The organism is Endozoicomonas euniceicola (assembly GCF_025562755.1).
GTDB classification, from domain to species: Bacteria; Pseudomonadota; Gammaproteobacteria; order Pseudomonadales; family Endozoicomonadaceae; genus Endozoicomonas_A; species Endozoicomonas_A euniceicola.
The window spans coordinates 746,372-764,356 of the sequence record NZ_CP103300.1 but is presented as its reverse complement, the minus strand read 5'-3'; the positions used below and the strand labels follow the sequence as shown (position 1 = coordinate 764,356).

The 17,985-nt window shown below is 49.5% G+C and carries 8 protein-coding genes; all 8 read right to left on the bottom strand.

Annotated features, from left to right (window positions below):
* Window positions 1-65: 65 nt before the first annotated feature.
* Entirely contained in the window at window positions 66-2,900 is a 2,835-nt protein-coding gene (locus tag NX720_RS02815) for an F-box/WD repeat-containing protein (protein ID WP_262599249.1), read from the bottom strand.
* Window positions 2,901-3,132: 232 nt separating this feature from the next.
* Entirely contained in the window at window positions 3,133-5,799 is a 2,667-nt protein-coding gene (locus NX720_RS02810; protein WP_262599248.1) for a WD40 repeat domain-containing protein, read from the bottom strand.
* 316 nt (window positions 5,800-6,115) lie between these two features.
* The gene (locus tag NX720_RS02805) at window positions 6,116-8,809 is read right to left on the bottom strand and encodes a WD40 repeat domain-containing protein (RefSeq protein ID WP_262599246.1); all 2,694 of its coding nucleotides are present in this window, start codon (window positions 8,807-8,809) and stop codon (window positions 6,116-6,118) included.
* 265 nt (window positions 8,810-9,074) lie between these two features.
* Window positions 9,075-11,951, bottom strand: coding sequence for a WD40 repeat domain-containing protein (locus NX720_RS02800; protein WP_262599245.1), 2,877 nt, complete (start codon window positions 11,949-11,951; stop codon window positions 9,075-9,077).
* Window positions 11,952-12,376: 425 nt separating this feature from the next.
* On the bottom strand, window positions 12,377-14,014 hold the full coding sequence (locus NX720_RS02795; RefSeq protein WP_262597167.1) for an IS1634 family transposase: 1,638 nt from the start codon (window positions 14,012-14,014) through the stop codon (window positions 12,377-12,379).
* Between the two features lie 42 nt (window positions 14,015-14,056).
* Complete coding sequence (locus tag NX720_RS02790) at window positions 14,057-14,512, bottom strand: IS630 family transposase (RefSeq protein WP_262601709.1); 456 nt, start codon at window positions 14,510-14,512, stop codon at window positions 14,057-14,059.
* Entirely contained in the window at window positions 14,497-15,024 is a 528-nt protein-coding gene (locus NX720_RS02785; RefSeq protein ID WP_262595375.1) for an IS630 family transposase, read from the bottom strand. The genes NX720_RS02790 and NX720_RS02785 overlap by 16 nt, the downstream gene beginning before the upstream one ends.
* 44 nt (window positions 15,025-15,068) lie before the next feature.
* A complete protein-coding gene (locus NX720_RS02780; protein ID WP_262599243.1) occupies window positions 15,069-17,924 on the bottom strand; it encodes a WD40 repeat domain-containing protein in 2,856 nt (951 codons plus the stop codon).
* Between the last annotated feature and the right edge of the window lie 61 nt (window positions 17,925-17,985).

Sequence of the window (17,985 nt, the reverse complement as noted above, 5' to 3'; positions counted from 1 at the left end):
CACTGGTATTTTTACATGATTGAGCAATATATTTTATTTGTTAACCAATATATTTTCTCCATTAATCAATATGTTTTTGTCGTTTCAGAATCCTTGCTCAGAACCCACACCTTTATGGTCTCGTCACAAGAGGCGGAAGCCAGCCGCCCATCGGCCAATGGCGTGACTGAGGTTACCCCATCGGTATGCTCACTCAGTGTCGCCACGCATTCCTCTCCGTCGTGCCTGCTCAGATCCCACACCCTTACGGTATTGTCCGAAGAAGAGGAAGCCAGCCGCCCATCAGCCAATGGCGTGACTGAGGTCACAACTTTGGTATGCCCTTCTAGCGTCGCCGCGTATTGACTTCCTTGGGGCTTACTCAGATCCCACACCCTTACGGTCTTGTCATAAGAGCCGGCAGCCAGCCACCCATTGGCCAATAGCGTAACTGAGGTCACCCAGTCGGTATGCCCCTCCAGCGTCGCCACGCATTGCTCCCCGTCGGGCTTGCTCAGATCCCACACCTTTACGGTTTTGTCCCGAGAGCCGGAAGCCAGCCGCCCATCGGCCAATGGCGTGACTGAGGTCACAACTTTGGTATGCCCTTCTAGCGTCGCCACGTATTGACTTCCTTGGGGCTTACTCAGATCCCACACCCTTACGGTCTTGTCATAAGAGCCGGCAGCCAGCCACCCATTGGCCAATGACGTAACTGAGGCCACCCAGTTGGTATGCCCCTCCAGCGTCGCCACGCATTGCTCCCTGCCGGGCTTGCTCAGATCCCACACCTTTACGGTTTTGTCTCGAGAGCCGGAAGCCAGCCGCCCATCGGCCAGTGGCGTGACTGAGTTCACATAGAGGGTATGCCCCTCCAGCGTCGCCACGCATTGCTCCCCGTCAGGCTTGCTCAGATCCCACACCTTTATGGTCTTGTCCCAAGAGGCGGAAGCCAGCCGCCCATCGGCCAGTGGCGTGACTGAGTAAACCCAGTCGTTATGCCCTTCCAACGTCGCCACGCATTGCTGCTGAGTACTATTTCCCAGAGAAGTCAGGTGTTTATTGTTTGCGAATCTATGATAAGCAAGCCGTAACAAAGGGTCAGCAGTTTCAATGTTTGGAACAGCAGGTACGTCCATGTTTTTTATTATTTCTCTATATGCTTCCGCAGCAGAGCCATAATATCGATCGGATAGGATTTTCAGTTTTGTTTGTGTGTTGAAAAGAGTGGAAAAATTCTTATTTGTTAAAGCCCAGTTGTTAACATCATGCAAAGGCAAGCCCTTAGCTATTTTAAGCAAGATCTCAGGTGGTAGAACCTCTAAAGGCGACACCTCTTTCAGGGGATTAACCGAAACGTCCTCCGCAGTCTTTTCTTCTGCCTGGTTGGCGGACGGGTTTGTTGCCCTGCCAAAAAACCAGGTAATTCCATTAATAAGTGCTGTAAGCAGGTTATTGCCTTTATCTTCCCGCGCCGTAGGTAAAGACAGGTGGGTTGATGGCTTCTCTTTAGCCACCTCCTGTTTAGCCATGAGGCAGTTTGTGCATAAGCCATTGTAGTTTACCTGTGCATTCCCACAGAATGTACATGAGTTGATTTCCGGATTCCCGGAACCGTCTCCTCCTCCTCCGTTGTTACCAAAACTTTTAACCGGCTGACTATGGTTGTTACAGGCATAGCCATCTGGATTATTCCGGGGCAGGTCATTCATTGTTCCGTTTGCTTCTTTCTCTCCTCCGGAGCATCCCACTCCCGAAGGGCAAGATCCTGGAAAAACCGATACGCTAAGTAATCGGGCATTACCCGCTTTTGGGTTCAGGTTGAGGTCTTCACAGTGATAGCTAAGGACGTCGGCAAGGGGCGAGTGCTTTTTCGAATAGTTTTCAAGCGTTTCTTTCAATTTATCCGGATCGCTTTCAGCCAAAGCGAGAAACAGTCCCGGATCCCGATCAAGCCCTGCCCGCTTTATTGAACACCACATTTGCGATGTAACAGGAATCTCCCGTCGCTCCCAACCCCGCCAGATCACCAGAATAATTTGAGGTCTTAAAACCAGTTTTTTAACCTCCCCGGGCTGACCTGCTGTACCAAAAACACTGACAGCCGCCCCAAGCATTCTGCTCATCACTTCAAAGAAAAATAAAGGGCGGCGGTCATTCCCTCCGGGTCTCCTTTTAAATGAGTCATCGTGGTCATCGAAGCTGCCGCCACCAGAAGAACCGGTGAGCAGATCATCACGATCACCGGGCAGATTATTTTGTTTAGTGATGTCAGATATGTCCGGCAATGAGCGGCGGGAATAGGGCGAGCCATGATCTTCTGCATTATTACCCTTTTCCAGAGCCAACGCTGTCGGGACAACAAGATCGACTGACGGCTTTTCAGACCTGTTCAGTACGCTGGAATCATCTGAGTCAATGCCGCTGCAATCCGGTGCAATCCGCCAGCCATCATCCCCTGCAATCGCCAGCCAGCCCGAGCCTTTTCCCGTTAAACGGACACTGGCCACCGACTGCCAGCCGCCTTCGTCTGGCGTGACCTCACCCATTTCTACATTAAGTTCTGTCGAGCCTGAAATCGTGGGAGGATAGGAGTAGCCCCCTTCAAAGACTTTTGCCGCTCTTCGGAAACAAATACGCAAGCTGTCGTTTTTGCAACCATCCCAGCGGGTATAAACCTGGTTTTTTTCTGGCTGAACAAAATCACTGGAGGTCTTGTTGATTTCATAAGAAAAATGAAGAGAAGGCGCATCATTGGCAAGCACTATCTGACTGATTTTAACTGCCGCCTTATTTGAGGGACTGTTCAACCCCATCCATTCTGGCAGGATGGAAAAAGCACTTCCGTATCCAGTCATCGGTAAAAAAAATGACAGAGCAAGCAATAAAAGCAGCTGATTAATAACGAGCAGCTTAATCAAAGCGCTGCGGCCATAATGGTTTTATTTAAACTAGCAGAATTCCCAGTGCACACTTTTCAACCCGTCAGTTTTGCTATGAATCAGTACTTATTTGCCAAATCACCATGGCTCGGGTTCAATATGTTTGAAAACTCCTGTGGAACCTGAGGTAAGGAGGCATGCAGTGGTTGTTTCAGACTTGGAAGGTAGGCCGCCGCGCGGCGACTTTTAGCTCGGGCACCACTGGTATTTTTTACATTATTAAGCAATATATTTTCTCCATTTCAGAATCCTTGCTCAGAGCCCACACCTTTATGGTCTTGTCCTTAGAGCCGGAAGCCAGCCGCCCATCGGCCAATTGCGTGACTGAGAAAACCATGTCGGTATGCCCCTTCAGCGTCGCCACGCATTGTTCCCCGTCGGGTTTGCTCAGATCCCACACCCTTACGGTATTGTCCTTAGAGCCGGAAGCCAGCCGCCCATCGGCCAATGGCGTGACTGAGAGCACCTCCTCGGTATGCCCTTCCAGCGTCAACACGCATTGCTCCCCGTCGGGCTTGCTCAGATCCCACACCCTTACGGTCCTGTCCGATGAGCCGGAAGCCAGCCGCCCATCGGCTAATGACGTGACTGAGTTAACCATGCCGATATGCCCATATAGTGTCACCACGCATTGCTCTCTGGTGGGCTTGCTCAGATCCCACACCCTTACGGTCCTGTCCCAAGAGCCGGAAGCCAGCCGCCCATCGGCTAATGACGTGACTGAGGAAACCCCGAAGGTATGCCCCTCCAGCGCCGCCACGCATTGCCTTCTGTGGAACTTGCTCAGATCCCACACCTTTATCTTGTCCCAAGAGCCGGAAGCCAGCCGCCCATCGGCCAATGGCGTGACTGAGGACAACCAGAGGGTATACCCCTCCAGCGTCGCCACGTATTGCTTCCAGCCGGGCTTGCTCAGATCCCATACTTTTATGGCCCCGTCAGCATAGGCAGAAGCCAGCCGCCCATCGGCCAATGACGTGACTGAGGTCACTCTGCTGGTATACCTACTCAGCCTCGCCACGCATTGACTTCCGACGGGCTTGCTCAGATCCCACACCTTTATGGACCTGTCCGATGAGCCGGAAGCCAGCCGCCCATCGGCCAGTGGCGTGACTGAGGTCACCGCGTCGGTATGCCCTTCCAGCGTCGCCACGCATTGCTGCTGAGTACTATTTCCCAGAGAAGTCAGGTATCTATTGCTTGCGAATCTATGACAAGCAAGCCGTAACAAAGGGTCATCAATTTCACTGTTTGGAACAGCAGGTACGTCCCCGTTTTTTATTACTTTTCTATACCCTTTCGCAGCAGAGCCATAATATCGATCGGATAGGATTTTCAGTTTCATTTGTGTGTTGAGACGATTCAAAAAATTCTTATTTATTAAACTCCAGCTGTTAACATCACGCCATGACAAGCCCTCAGCTATTTTAAGCAAGATCTCAGTTGGTAAAACCTCAAAAGGCGACACTTCTTGTTTAGCCATGAGGCAGTTTGTGCATAAGCCATTGGAGTTTACCTGTGCATTCCCACAGAATGTACATGAGTTGATTTCCGGATTCCCGGAACCGTCTCCTCCTCCCCCGTTGTTACCAAAACTTTTAACCGGCTGACCATGGTTGTTACAGGCATAGCAATCTGGATTATTCCGGGGCAGGTCATTCATTGTTCCGTTTGCTTCTTTCTCTCCTCCGGAGCATCCCACTCCCGAAGGGCAAGATCCTGGAAAAACCGATACGCTAAGTAATCGGGCATTACCCGCTTTTGGGTTCAGGTTGAGATCTTCACAGTGATAGCTAAGGACGTCGGCAAGGGGCGAGTGCTTTTTCAAATAGTTTTCAAGCGTTTCTTTCAATTTATCCGGATCGCTTTCAGCCAAAGCGAGAAACAGTCCCGGATCCCGATCAAGCCCTACCCGCTTTATTGAACACCACATTTGCGATGTAACAGGAATTTCCTGTCGCTCCCAACCCCGCCAGATCACCAGAATGATTTGAGGCCTTAAAACCAGTTTTTTAACCTCCCCGGGCTGACCAGCTGTACCAGGAATACTGACAGCCACCCCATGCATTCTGCTCGTTACTTCAAAGAAAAATAAAGGGCGACGGCCACTCCCTCCGGGTCGCCTTTTAAATGAGTCATCGAGGTCATCGAAGCTGCCGCCACCAGAAGAACCGGTGAGCAGATCATCACGATCACCGGGCAGATTATTTTGTTTAGTGATGTCAGATATGTCCGGCAATGAGCGGCGGGAATAGGGGGAGCCATGATCTTCTGCATTATTACCCTTTTCCAGAACCAACGCTGTCGGGACAACAAGATCGACTGACGGCTTTTCAGACCTGTTCAGTACGCTGGAATCATCTGAGTCAATGCCGCTGCAATCCGGTGCAATCCGCCAGCCATCATCCCCTGCAATCGCCAGCCAGCCCGAGCCTTTTCCCGTTAAACGGACACTGGCCACCGACTGCCAGCCGCCTTCGTCTGGCGTGACCTCACCCATTTCTACATTAAGTTCTGTCGAGCCTGAAATCGTGGGAGGATAGGAGTAGCCCCCTTCAAAGACTTTAGCCGCTCTTCGGAAACAAATACGCAAGCTGTCGTTTTTACAACCATCCCAGCGGGTATAAACCTGGTTCTTTTCTGGCTGAACAAAATCACTGGGGGTCTTGTTGATTTCATAAGAAAAATGAAGAGAAGGCGCATCATTGGCAAGTACTATCTGACTGATTTTAACTGCCGCCTTATTTGAGGGACTGTCCCGCCACATCGATCCTGGCAGGATGGAAAAAGCACTTCCGTATCCAGTCATCGGTAAAAAAAATGACAGAGCAAGCAATAAAAGCAGCTGATTAATAACGAGCAGCTTAATTGTTTTCATAATGGTACAAAACCGAGAATCAGGAATAGGGGTTCAAGTTTGAGCTGACAGTTACCGCAAAAAACACATCAAAGCGCTGCGGCCATAATGGTTTTATTTAAACTAGCAGAATTCCCAGTGCACACTTTTCAACCCGTCAGTTTTGCTATGAATCAGTACTTATTTGCCAAATCACCATGGCTCGGGTTCAATATGTTTGAAAACTCCTGTGGAACCTGAGGTAAGGAGGCATGCAGTGGTTGTTTCAGACTTGGAAGGTAGGCCGCCGCGCGGCGACTTTTAGCTCGGGCACCACTGGTATTTTTTACATTATTAATCAATATATTTTCTCCATTTCAGAATCCTTGCTCAGAGCCCACACCTTTATGGTCTTGTCCTTAGAGCCGGAAGCCAGCCGCCCATCGGCCAATTGCGTGACTGAGAGCACCTCCTCGGTATGCCCCTTCAGCGTCGCCACGCATTGTTCCCCGTCGGGTTTGCTCAGATCCCACACCCTTACGGTATTGTCCTTAGAGCCGGAAGCCAGCCGCCCATCGGCCAATTGCGTGACTGAGAGCACCTTCTCGGTATGCCCTTCCAGCGTCAACACGCATTGCTCCCCGTCGGGCTTGCTCAGATCCCACACCCTTACGGTCCTGTCCGATGAGCCGGAAGCCAGCCGCCCATCGGCTAATGACGTGACTGAGTTAACCATGCCGATATGCCCATATAGTGTCACCACGCATTGCTCTCTGGTGGGCTTGCTCAGATCCCACACCCTTACGGTCCTGTCCCAAGAGCCGGAAGCCAGCCGCCCATCGGCTAATGACGTGACTGAGGAAACCCCGAAGGTATGCCCCTCCAGCGCCGCCACGCATTGCCTTCTGTGGAACTTGCTCAGATCCCACACCTTTATCTTGTCCCAAGAGCCGGAAGCCAGCCGCCCATCGGCCAATGGCGTGACTGAGGACAACCAGAGGGTATACCCCTCCAGCGTCGCCACGTATTGCTTCCAGCCGGGCTTGCTCAGATCCCATACTTTTATGGCCCCGTCAGCATAGGCAGAAGCCAGCCGCCCATCGGCCAATGACGTGACTGAGGTCACACTGCAGGTATACCTACTCAGCCTCGCCACGCATTGACTTCCGACGGGCTTGCTCAGATCCCACACCTTTATGGACCTGTCCGATGAGCCGGAAGCCAGCCGCCCATCGGCCAGTGGCGTGACTGAGGTCACCGCGTCGGTATGCCCTTCCAGCGTCGCCACGCATTGCTGCTGAGTACTATTTCCCAGAGAAGTCAGGTATCTATTGCTTGCGAATCTATGACAAGCAAGCCGTAACAAAGGGTCATCAATTTCACTGTTTGGAACAGCAGGTACGTCCCCGTTTTTTATTACTTTTCTATACCCTTTCGCAGCAGAGCCATAATATCGATCGGATAGGATTTTCAGTTTCATTTGTGTGTTGAGACGATTCAAAAAATTCTTATTTATTAAACTCCAGCTGTTAACATCACGCCATGACAAGCCCTCAGCTATTTTAAGCAAGATCTCAGTTGGTAAAACCTCAAAAGGCGACACCTCTTGTTTAGCCATGAGGCAGTTTGTGCATAAGCCATTGGAGTTTACCTGTGCATTCCCACAGAATGTACATGAGTTGATTTCCGGATTCCCGGAACCGTCTCCTCCTCCCCCGTTGTTACCAAAACTTTTAACCGGCTGACCATGGTTGTTACAGGCATAGCAATCTGGATTATTCCGGGGCAGGTCATTCATTGTTCCGTTTGCTTCTTTCTCTCCTCCGGAGCATCCCACTCCCGAAGGGCAAGAGCCCGGAAAAACCGATACGCTAAGTAATCGGGCATTACCCGCTTTTGGGTTCAGGTTGAGATCTTCACAGTGATAGCTAAGGACGTCGGCAAGGGGCGAGTGCTTTTTCAAATAGTTTTCAAGCGTTTCTTTCAATTTATCCGGATCGCTTTCAGCCAAAGCGAGAAACAGTCCCGGATCCCGATCAAGCCCTACCCGCTTTATTGAACACCACATTTGCGATGTAACAGGAATTTCCTGTCGCTCCCAACCCCGCCAGATCACCAGAATGATTTGAGGCCTTAAAACCAGTTTTTTAACCTCCCCGGGCTGACCAGCTGTACCAGGAATACTGACAGCCACCCCATGCATTCTGCTCGTTACTTCAAAGAAAAATAAAGGGCGACGGCCACTCCCTCCGGGTCGCCTTTTAAATGAGTCATCGAGGTCATCGAAGCTGCCGCCACCAGAAGAACCGGTGAGCAGATCATCACGATCACCGGGCAGATTATTTTGTTTAGTGATGTCAGATATGTCCGGCAATGAGCGGCGGGAATAGGGGGAGCCATGATCTTCTGCATTATTACCCTTTTCCAGAACCAACGCTGTCGGGACAACAAGATCGACTGACGGCTTTTCAGACCTGTTCAGTACGCTGGAATCATCTGAGTCAATACCGCTGCAATCTGGTGCAATCCGCCAGCCATCATCCCCTGCAATCGCCAGCCAGCCCGAGTCTTTTCCCGTTAAACGGACACTGGCCACCGACTGCCAGCCGCCTTCGTCTGGCGTGACCTCACCCATTTCTACATTAAGCTCTGTCGAGCCTGAAATCGTGGGAGGATAGGAGTAGCCCCCTGCAAAGACTTTAGCTGCTCTTCGGAAACAAATACGCAAGCTGTCGTTTTTACAACCATCCCAGCGGGTATAAACCTGGTTTTTTTCTGGCTGAACAAAATCACTGGAGGTCCTGTTGATTTCATAAGAAAAAAGAAGAGAAGGCGCATCATTGGCAAGCACTATCTGACTGATTTTAACTGCCGCCTCATTTGAGGGACTGTTCCACCACATCCATTCTGGCAGGATGGAAAAAGCACTTCCATATCCCATCCATCCTGGCAGGATAAAAAAAGCACTTCCGTATCCAGTCATCGGTAAAAAAAATGACAGAGCAAACAATAAAAGCAGCTGATTAATAACGATCAGCTTAATTGTTTTCATAAGGACACAAAACCTTGAGTTAGGAGTAGTAGCGGTCAAAGATAGAGCCAATGAAGAAAGCGGCCAAACTGTTCGACGACACAGACCGCTTATCCTGAACCGGTTCACGGCAAAAAAAGCTTTTTTCCCACTCTTTTCTCACCAGACCGCCCTCTGGCTATCTTAGTAGCATCAGGACAGGCCGCTGCGCGGCGACTTTTAGCTCAGACACTACTGGTATTTTTTACATTATTAATCGATATATTTTCCCCATTAACCAATATGTTTACTTCGTTTCAGAATTTTTGCCCAGAACCCACACCTTTATGGTCTTGTCAACAGAGGCGGAAGCCAGCCGCCCATCGGCCAATGGCGTGACTGAGGTCACCCAGTTGGTATGCCCCTTCAGCGTCGCCACGCATTGCTCCCCGTCGGGTTTGCCCAGATCCCACACCTTTACGGTATTGTCACGAGAGCCGGAAGCCAGCCGTCCATCGGTCAATGGCGTGACTGAGTTAACCATGTCGATATGCCCTTCCAGTGTCACCACGCATTGCGCTCCGGCGGGCTTACTCCGATCCCATACCCTTACGATCCCGTCATTAGAGCCGGAAGCCAGCCGATTATCAGCCAATAACGTGACTGAGTGAATCCAGTGGTTCAGCTTCGCCACGCGTTGCACCCCGTCGAGCTTTTTCAGATCCCACACCTTTATGGTCCCGTCATGAGAGGCGGAAGCCAGCCGCCCATCGGCCAGTGGCGTGACTGAGGTCACCGCGTCGGTATGCACTTCCAGCGTCGCCACGCATTGCTCCCCGTCGGGCTTGCTTAGATCCCACACCCTTACGGTGCGGTCAGCAGAGGCGGAAGCCAGCCGCCCATCGGCCAATGGCGTGACTGAGATCACATAGAATGTATGCCCCTTCAGCGTCGCCACGCATTGCTTCCCGTCGGGCTTGCTCAGATCCCACACCTTTACGGACCTGTCAGCAGAGGCGGAAGCCAGCCGCCCATCGGCCAGTGGCGTGACTGAGATCACATCGTGGGTATGCCCCTTCAGCGTCGCCACGCATTGCTTCCCGTCGGGCTTGCTCAGATCCCACACCTTTACGGTCCCGTCAGCAGAGGCGGAAGCCAGCCGCCCATCGGCCAGTGGCGTGACTGAGAGCACCTCCTCGGTATGCCCTTTCAGCGTCGCCACGCATTGCTGCTGAGTACTACTTCCCAGAGAAGTCAGGTATTTATTGCTTGCGATTCTACGATAAGCAAGCCGTAACAAAGGGTCATCAATTTCACTGTTTGGAACAGCAGGTATGTCCATGTTTTTTATCATTTTTCTATATCTATGCGCTTTCGCAGCAGAGCCATAATATTGATGGGATAGTTTTGTCAGTTTTTCTTTCATGTTGAATGTGTAGAAAACTTCGAAAAAACGCTTAGCTGCTAAACTCCAGTTGTTAACATCACGCCAGGACAAGCCCTTAGCTATTTCAAACAAGATCTCAGGTGGTAGAACCTCTAAAGGCGACACCTCTTTCAGGGAACCAACCGAAACGTCCTCCACAGTCTTTTCTTCTGCCTGGTTGGCAGACAGGTTTGTTGCCCTGCCAAAAAACCAGGTAATTCCAGTAATAAGTGCTGTAAGCAGGTTATTTCCTTTATCTTCCTGCGCCGCAGGTAAAGACAGGTGGGTGGATGGCTTCTCTTTAGCCGCCTCCTGTTTAGCCATGAGGCAGTTTGTGCATAAGCCATTGGAGTTTACCTGTGTATTCCCACAGAATGTACATGAGTTGATTTCCGGATTCCCGGAACCGTCTCCTCCTCCCCCGTTGTTACTAAAACTTTTAACCGGCTGACCATGGTTGTTACAGGCATAGCCATCTGGATTATTCCGGGGCAGGTCATTCATTGTTCCGTTTGCTTCTTTCTCTCCTCCGGAGCATCCCACTCCCGAAGGGCAAGATCCCGGAAAAACCGATACGCTAAGTAATCGGGCATTACCCGCTTTTGGGTTCAGGTTGAGATCTTCACAGTGATAGCTAAGGACGTCGGCAAGGGGCGAGTGCTTTTTCAAATAGTTTTCAAGCGTTTCTTTCAATTTATCCGGATCGCTTTCAGCCAGAGCGAGAAACAGTCCCGGATCCCGATCAAGCCCTGCCCGCTTTATTGAACCCCACATTTGCGATGTAACAGGAATCTCCTGTCGCTCCCAACCCCGCCAGATCACCAGAATAATTTGAGGTCTTAAAACCAGTTTTTTAACCTCCCCGGGCTGACCAGCTGTACCAGGAATACTGACAGCCACCCCATGCATTCTGCTCGTTACTTCAAAGAAAAATAAAGGGCGACGGCCACTCCCTCCGGGTCGCCTTTTAAATGAGTCATCGAGGTCATCGAAGCTGCCGCCACCAGAAGAACCGGTGAGCAGATCATCACGATCACCGGGCAGATTATTTTGTTTAGTGATGTCAGATATGTCCGGCAATGAGGGGCGGGAATAGGGCGAGCCATGATCTTCTGCATTATTACCCTTTTCCAGAACCCGCTCTGTAGGGACAATAAGATCAACTGACGGCTTGCCAGACCTGTTCAGTACGCTGGAATCATCTGAGTCAATACCGCTGCAATCCGGTGCAATTCGCCAGCCATCATCCCCTGCAATCACCAGCCAGCCCGAGCCTTTTCCCGATAAACGGACACTGGCCACCGACTGCCAGCCGCCTTCGTCTGGCGTGACCTCACCCATTTCTACATTAAGCTCTGTCGAGCCTGAAATCGTGGGAGGATAGGAGTAGCCCTCTTCAAAGACTTTAGCCGCTCTTCGGAAACAAATACGCAAGCTGTCGTTTTTACAACCATCCCAGCGGGTATAAACCTGGTTTTTTTCTGGCTGAACAAAATCACTGGAGGTCCTGTTGATTTCATAAGAAAAAAGAAGAGAAGGCGCATCATTGGCAAGCACTATCTGACTGATTTTAACTGCCGCCTCATTTGAGGGACTGTTCCACCACATCCATTCTGGCAGGATGGAAAAAGCACTTCCATATCCCATCCATCCTGGCAGGATAAAAAAAGCACTTCCGTATCCAGTCATCGGTAAAAAAAATGACAGAGCAAGCAATAAAAGCAGCTGATTAATAACGATCAGCTTAATTGTTTTCATAAGGACACAAAACCTTGAGTTAGGAGTAGTAGCGGTCAAAGATAGAGCCAATGAAGAAAGCGGCCAAACTGTTCGACGACACAGACCGCTTATCCTGAACCGGTTCACGGCAAAAAAAGCTTTTTTCCCACTCTTTTCTCACCAGACCGCCCTCTGGCTATCTTAGTAGCATCAGGACAGGCCGCTGCGCGGCGACTTTTAGCTCAGACACTACTGGTATTTTTCACATTATTAAGCAATATATTTTCTCCATTAACTAATACCAATTCCGTTTTTAAATTATGATAAAGTAGCCCAGCTTCTGGAACATAAACTTTTTAAACGGCCAACTTCAGAAGTAAGCTTTTTCCATCCATCGCAGAGTGCATCAACGATGGCATCATAATTTTTGAAAGACCTATTGGATCCGTCATTCAGCACCTATATCAGGAATAAATCTCTTGGTACGATCGGCCAAGAATTGAAATGATGGTTAATTGCCTCTCCTGCAAGCCAACGACATGTTTTTCATGACCATCGACTAATAAAACATTAATTCCCTGAAAGCAAAAAAATACCCAGCGTGCAGTCGGATTCTGATAGGGCTTTCGCTTCATATCCGGAAAGAACCTACTCTGACGCTTTAATTCATGCCTGATTCGATGCTGTATCGCTGCGTAGACTAACAGACAAAGCGTCATCACCATAAGCAACGCTTCTATACGTTCCGGCTTCTTTAAAAACAGCGAGGAGACCAGAAATTCAGGGCTTTTCAGAAACCGAAATCCACGCTCCACCGACTGCTGTGATTTATAAGTGCTCAACACTTCTGCTGAACTTAGCTGGCTCTTGTCCAGATTGTTTGTTGCCAACACAAAGCACCCCAGAGAGGCCTCTGCTACTTCACGACAGTCAACAGATACCCAAGGATGACCGCTGACATAATACTCCACGCTATCTGGTTTGCTGTCTTTCTCCGGACGTCCCGCTTTGGTATAGCATGGTTTTGTCGTAATTACAGGTTCTGCCTGACAATAATTGCTTTTTGATTGCCACTCATTGAACGCACGCAATGCGTCCGTTTCACACTTGAACGGTTTCTTCGCCAGCTTGCTGGTCAGTGCTTCCGCTTCTTTTTCTGACTTTTTCAACAGTTTTTTGAGCAGTGTTTTCTGTTCGCTTTTCCGAGCCTGTTCACTGCGAATCAGAACCCACCGTTGAGATACATCCGCATAGTCGGACAGTACTTCGCAGCTCTCATAACCTTCGGCACCTTCAACCGGTGTCATCGCACAAGAAGCGACACTGTCCACAAGCTCTCTTGCGGCTTTTATTTTAGCCGGAACCCGGGTGATAAACTGTTGCTCTTGCTGATGTAATATACGTACATTGTCTGTTGTGTAAAGTGCAGCATCGCCGATCAGGTAACGATTATTCAGCGCCTCTTTGTAGCATTTCAAATGCTTGCTGATGACTTTTTTAAAATTAGTGTTGTCGTTTATATTGCCACTGGATGCGGCCATGAATACGGGAATACCCGCCTGATTTTCAGTCATTAGGAGCAGTATCGCCTGATTTAATTCAGGTCGGTGATCTCTGCTGTATCCACGACAGATTTTAATGCAGTTCAGGTCTTCTTCATCGACTTCAGACTCACTGTTATAACGACCGTCCACATGAAAGCTGGTTGAATCAAGATTCAGAGCATTACACGGCAGTTTCAATACATTAACGGCCTTGACAGCCAGTGATAAATAGACCTCACTTACACCCAGTTCAAAAATTTGATCCAAGGCTCTGCCGAGTACACTTTCGTTGATATGTTCCGGCTCTATACCCGGTCGAATAAGTTTATCCAGTGGCTTGTCGGCGTGAAACTCAGGGAACATGTGGAGTGTGCGAGCAGTGAAGCCCAGTCCGTTAAGCAGCATTGAGACAACGGTTTCTCCGAAGGAAATCTTTCTGGTTTCAGATTGGTTGGGAACCAGAGAATCCAGAAGGTTAGCGATCCCGAGCTCTTTGCACATACCGGCCACCAACCCAGTATGGTCGATGCGTTGAATGTGAAATTGATGAGGTTGCATGGCATATGCTCAGTCTGAAAATTTTTTACATTTTAGATGGTTTTAGGAAATTCTCAGATTAAGTGCTGAATGACGGTTGGATAAATCATGTTCTCTCAACCACTCCCAAAGTTGTTCTGAACTATTCAGCTCTGGTGAATAAGGAGGTAATGGAATTAGCACCAGGTTGTCATATTCGGGAAGATCATTTGCGTGATGATATCCAGCATTATCTATCACCACTGCCGCATACTGTCCTTCAGGTGTTACTTTAGAAATCTCATTTAAAAGAAGAGCCATTGATTCTGTATTAGCCATCGGAAGTATTAAGGCAATAGCTTTATCTCGTTCTGGGCAGACGGCTCCAAACATATAAGCATATTTGAATTGGCGTTGCCGAATTAATCCTGGTCGACTTCCTTTAGGAGCCCAAATTCTGCTGATAGTGTTTTGTTGACCAAAGCGTCCTTCGTCTTGAAACCAAACATCAACATTTTTTAGATCTACACTTTCCGGTATCCTTTGCTGTACCTCATCTTTGAATTTTTTTTAAACGCTTCCTGTGCTTCTGGATCACTCTCAGGGTGACGTGTTCGACCGGAGATCCATGAAAGGCCAACTTTATGAAGTAATCTATAAACTGTTGAGTTGACACAGTCTATGCCAAATTCCTTGCTTAACATTTCTTTGATATCTCTTCCAACAACTCTTCCCCCTTCACGTTGTTCCTGAAGTTCAAGAACGGCACTTTTAAATCGCTGTTCTTGTTCATCAGTTAATATATTTTTTCTGCCACGACCGCCTCTATCCTTAAGAGACTCTGCTCCTCCTTCTTTATAACGGCATAACCATTTGTATACTGCTTGAGGGTGGACATCGAGTAAATCTGCAACTTCTGTTTCTGGTAGACCTTTTTGTAAGAGCCGCAAACCAAGCAGCCGAATACACTCCCTGTTATCTAAGGCATGTCGTGCTTGGTTTTGGAAATCTTCTTTAAAGAAGGCTTCGGATAAATTGGGAGAACAAGACATCTTAATAGTAGATAGTAGGCAATAAAATTTATACTCAGTTTAGCTCATATTCTGAAAAAGGGATTGGTATAATATGTCTTCTTCGTTTCAGAATCCTTGCTCAGAGCCCACACCTTTATGGTCTTGTCAACAGAGGCGGAAGCCAGCCGCCCATCGGCCAATGGCGTGACTGAGGTCACCCAGTTGGTATGCCCCTTCAGCGTCGCCACGCATTGCTCCCCGTCGGGTTTGCCCAGATCCCACACCCTTACGGTTTTGTCCCGAGAGCCGGAAGTCAGCCGTCCATCGGTCAATGGCGTGACTGAGTTAACCATGTCGATATGCCCTTCCAGTGTCACCACGCATTGCGCTCCGGCGGGCTTACTCAGATCCCATACCCTTACGATCCCGTCATGAGAGCCGGAAGCCAGCCGCTTATCGGCCAATAACGTGACTGAGTGAATCCAGTGGTTCAGCTTCGCCACGCATTGCACCCCGTGGAGCTTTTTCAGATCCCACACTTTTACGGTCCCGTCATGAGAGGCGGAAGCCAGCCGCCCATCGGCCAGTGGCGTGACTGAGGTCACCCCGTTGGTATGCCCTTTCAGCGTCGCCTCGCATTCCTTCCCGGGGGGCTTGCTTAGATCCCACACCCTTACGGTGCGGTCAGCAGAGGCGGAAGCCAGCCGCCCATCGGCCAATTGCGTGACTGAGAACACATAGAATGTATGCCCCTTCAGCGTCGCCACGCATTGCTTCCCGTCGGGCTTGCTCAGATCCCACACCTTTACGGTCTTGTCAGCAGAGGCGGAAGCCAGCCGCCCATCGGCCAGTGGCGTGACTGAGATCACATCGAGGGTATGCCCCTTCAGCGTCGCCACGCATTGCTTCCCGTCGGGCTTGCTCAGATCCCACACCTTTACGGTCCTGTCAGCAGAGGCGGAAGCCAGCCGCCCATCGGCCAGTGGCGTGACTGAGCGCACCTCCTCGGTATGCCCTTCCAGCGTCGCCACGCATTGCTGCTGAGTACTACTTCCCAGAGAAGTCAGGTATTTATTGCTTGCGATTCTACGATAAGCAAGCCGTAACAAAGGGTCAGCAATTTCACTGTTTGGAACAGCAGGTACGTCCATGTTTTTTATTATTTCTCTATACGCTTCCTCAGCAGAGCCATAATAGTGACAGGATAGTTTTTTCAGTTTTTCTTTTTTGTTGAAAACCGTGAAAAAATGCTTAGCTGTTAAACTCCAGCGATTAACATCACGCCATGACAAGCCATCAGCTATTTTAAGCAAGATCTCAGGTGGTAGAACCTCTAAAGGCGACACCTCTTTCAGGGAACCAACCGAAACGTCCTCCACAGTCTTTTCTTCTGCCTGGTTGGCAGACAGGTTTGTTGCCCTGCCAAAAAACCAGGTAATTCCAGTAATAAGTGCTGTAAGCAGGTTATTTCCTTTATCTTCCTGCGCCGCAGGTAAAGACAGGTGGGTTGATGGCTTCTCTTTAGCCGCCTCCTGTTTAGCCATGAGGCAGTTTGTGCATAAACCATTGGAGTTTACCTGTGCATTCCCACAGAATGTACATGAGTTGATTTCCGGATTCCCGGAACCGTCTCCTCCTCTCCCGTTGTTACCAAAACTTTTAACCGGCTGACCATGGTTGTTATGGGCATAGCCATCTGAATTATTCCGGGGCAGGTCATTCATTGCTCCGTTTGCTTCTTTCTCTCCTCCGGAGCATCCCACTCCCGAAGGGCAAGATCCCGGAAAAACCGATACGCTAAGTAATCCGGCATTACCCGCTTTTGGGTTCAGGTTGAGATCTTCACAGTGATAGCTAAGGACGTCGGCAAGGGGCGAGTGCTTTTTCAAATAGTTTTCAAGCGTTTCTTTCAATTTATCCGGATCGCTTTCAGCCAAAGCGAGAAACAGTCCCGGATCCCGATCAAGCCCTGCCCGCTTTATTGAACCCCACATTTGCGATGTAACAGGAATCTCCTGTCGCTCCCAACCCCGCCAGATCACCAGAATGATTTGAGGTCTTAAAACCAGTTTTTTAACCTCCCCGGGCTGACCAGCTGTACCAGGAATACTGACAGCCATCCCATGCATTCTGCTCGTTACTTCAAAGAAAAATAAAGGGCGACGGCCACTCCCTCCGGGTCGCCTTTTAAATGAGTCATCGAGGTCATCGAAGCTGCCGCCACCAGAAGAACCGGTGAGCAGATCATCACGATCACCGGGCAGATTATTTTGTTTAGTGATGTCAGATATGTCCGGCAATGAGCGGCGGGAATAGGGCGAGCCATGATCTTCTGCATTATTACCCTTTTCCAGAACCAACGCTGTCGGGACAATAAGATCAACTGACGGCTTTTCAGACCTGTTCAGTACGCTGGAATCATCTGAGTCAATACCGCTGCAATCCGGTGCAATCCGCCAGCCATCATCCCCTGCAATCGCCAGCCAGCCCGAGCCTTTTCCCGTTAAACGGACACTGGCCACCCACTGCCAGCCGCCTTCGTCTGGCGTGACCTCACCCATTTCTACATCAAGCTCTGTCGAGCCTGAAATCGTGGGAGGATAGGAGTAGCCCCCTTCAAAGACTTTAGCCGCTCTTCGGAAACAAATACGCAAGCTGTCGTTTTTACAACCATCCCAGCGGGTATAAACCTGGTTTTTTTCTGGCTGAACAAAATCACTGGAGGTCTTGTTGATTTCATAAGAAAAATGAAGAGAAGGCGCATCATTGGCAAGCACTATCTGACTGATTTTAACTGCCGCCTTATTTGAGGGACTGTCCCGCCACATCCATTCTGGCAGGATGGAAAAAGCACTTCCGTATCCAGTCATCGGTAAAAAAAATGCCACGGCAAACAATAAAAGCAGCTGATTAATAACGATCAGCTTAATTGTTTTCATAATGGTACAGGAGTTCGGGGTTGAGCTGACAGTTACCGCAAAAAAAACACATCAAAGCACT

Bases quoted from the DNA above. Each gene is read 5' to 3' on its own strand.
- NX720_RS02810 (WP_262599248.1), bottom strand. From the start codon at position 5,799: ATGAAAACAATTAAGCTGCTCGTTATTAATCAGCTGCTTTTATTGCTT.
- NX720_RS02805 (WP_262599246.1), bottom strand. From the start codon at position 8,809: ATGAAAACAATTAAGCTGATCGTTATTAATCAGCTGCTTTTATTGTTT.
- NX720_RS02800 (WP_262599245.1), bottom strand. From the start codon at position 11,951: ATGAAAACAATTAAGCTGATCGTTATTAATCAGCTGCTTTTATTGCTT.
- NX720_RS02795 (WP_262597167.1), bottom strand. From the start codon at position 14,014: ATGCAACCTCATCAATTTCACATTCAACGCATCGACCATACTGGGTTG.
- NX720_RS02785 (WP_262595375.1), bottom strand. From the start codon at position 15,024: ATGTCTTGTTCTCCCAATTTATCCGAAGCCTTCTTTAAAGAAGATTTC.
- NX720_RS02780 (WP_262599243.1), bottom strand. From the start codon at position 17,924: ATGAAAACAATTAAGCTGATCGTTATTAATCAGCTGCTTTTATTGTTT.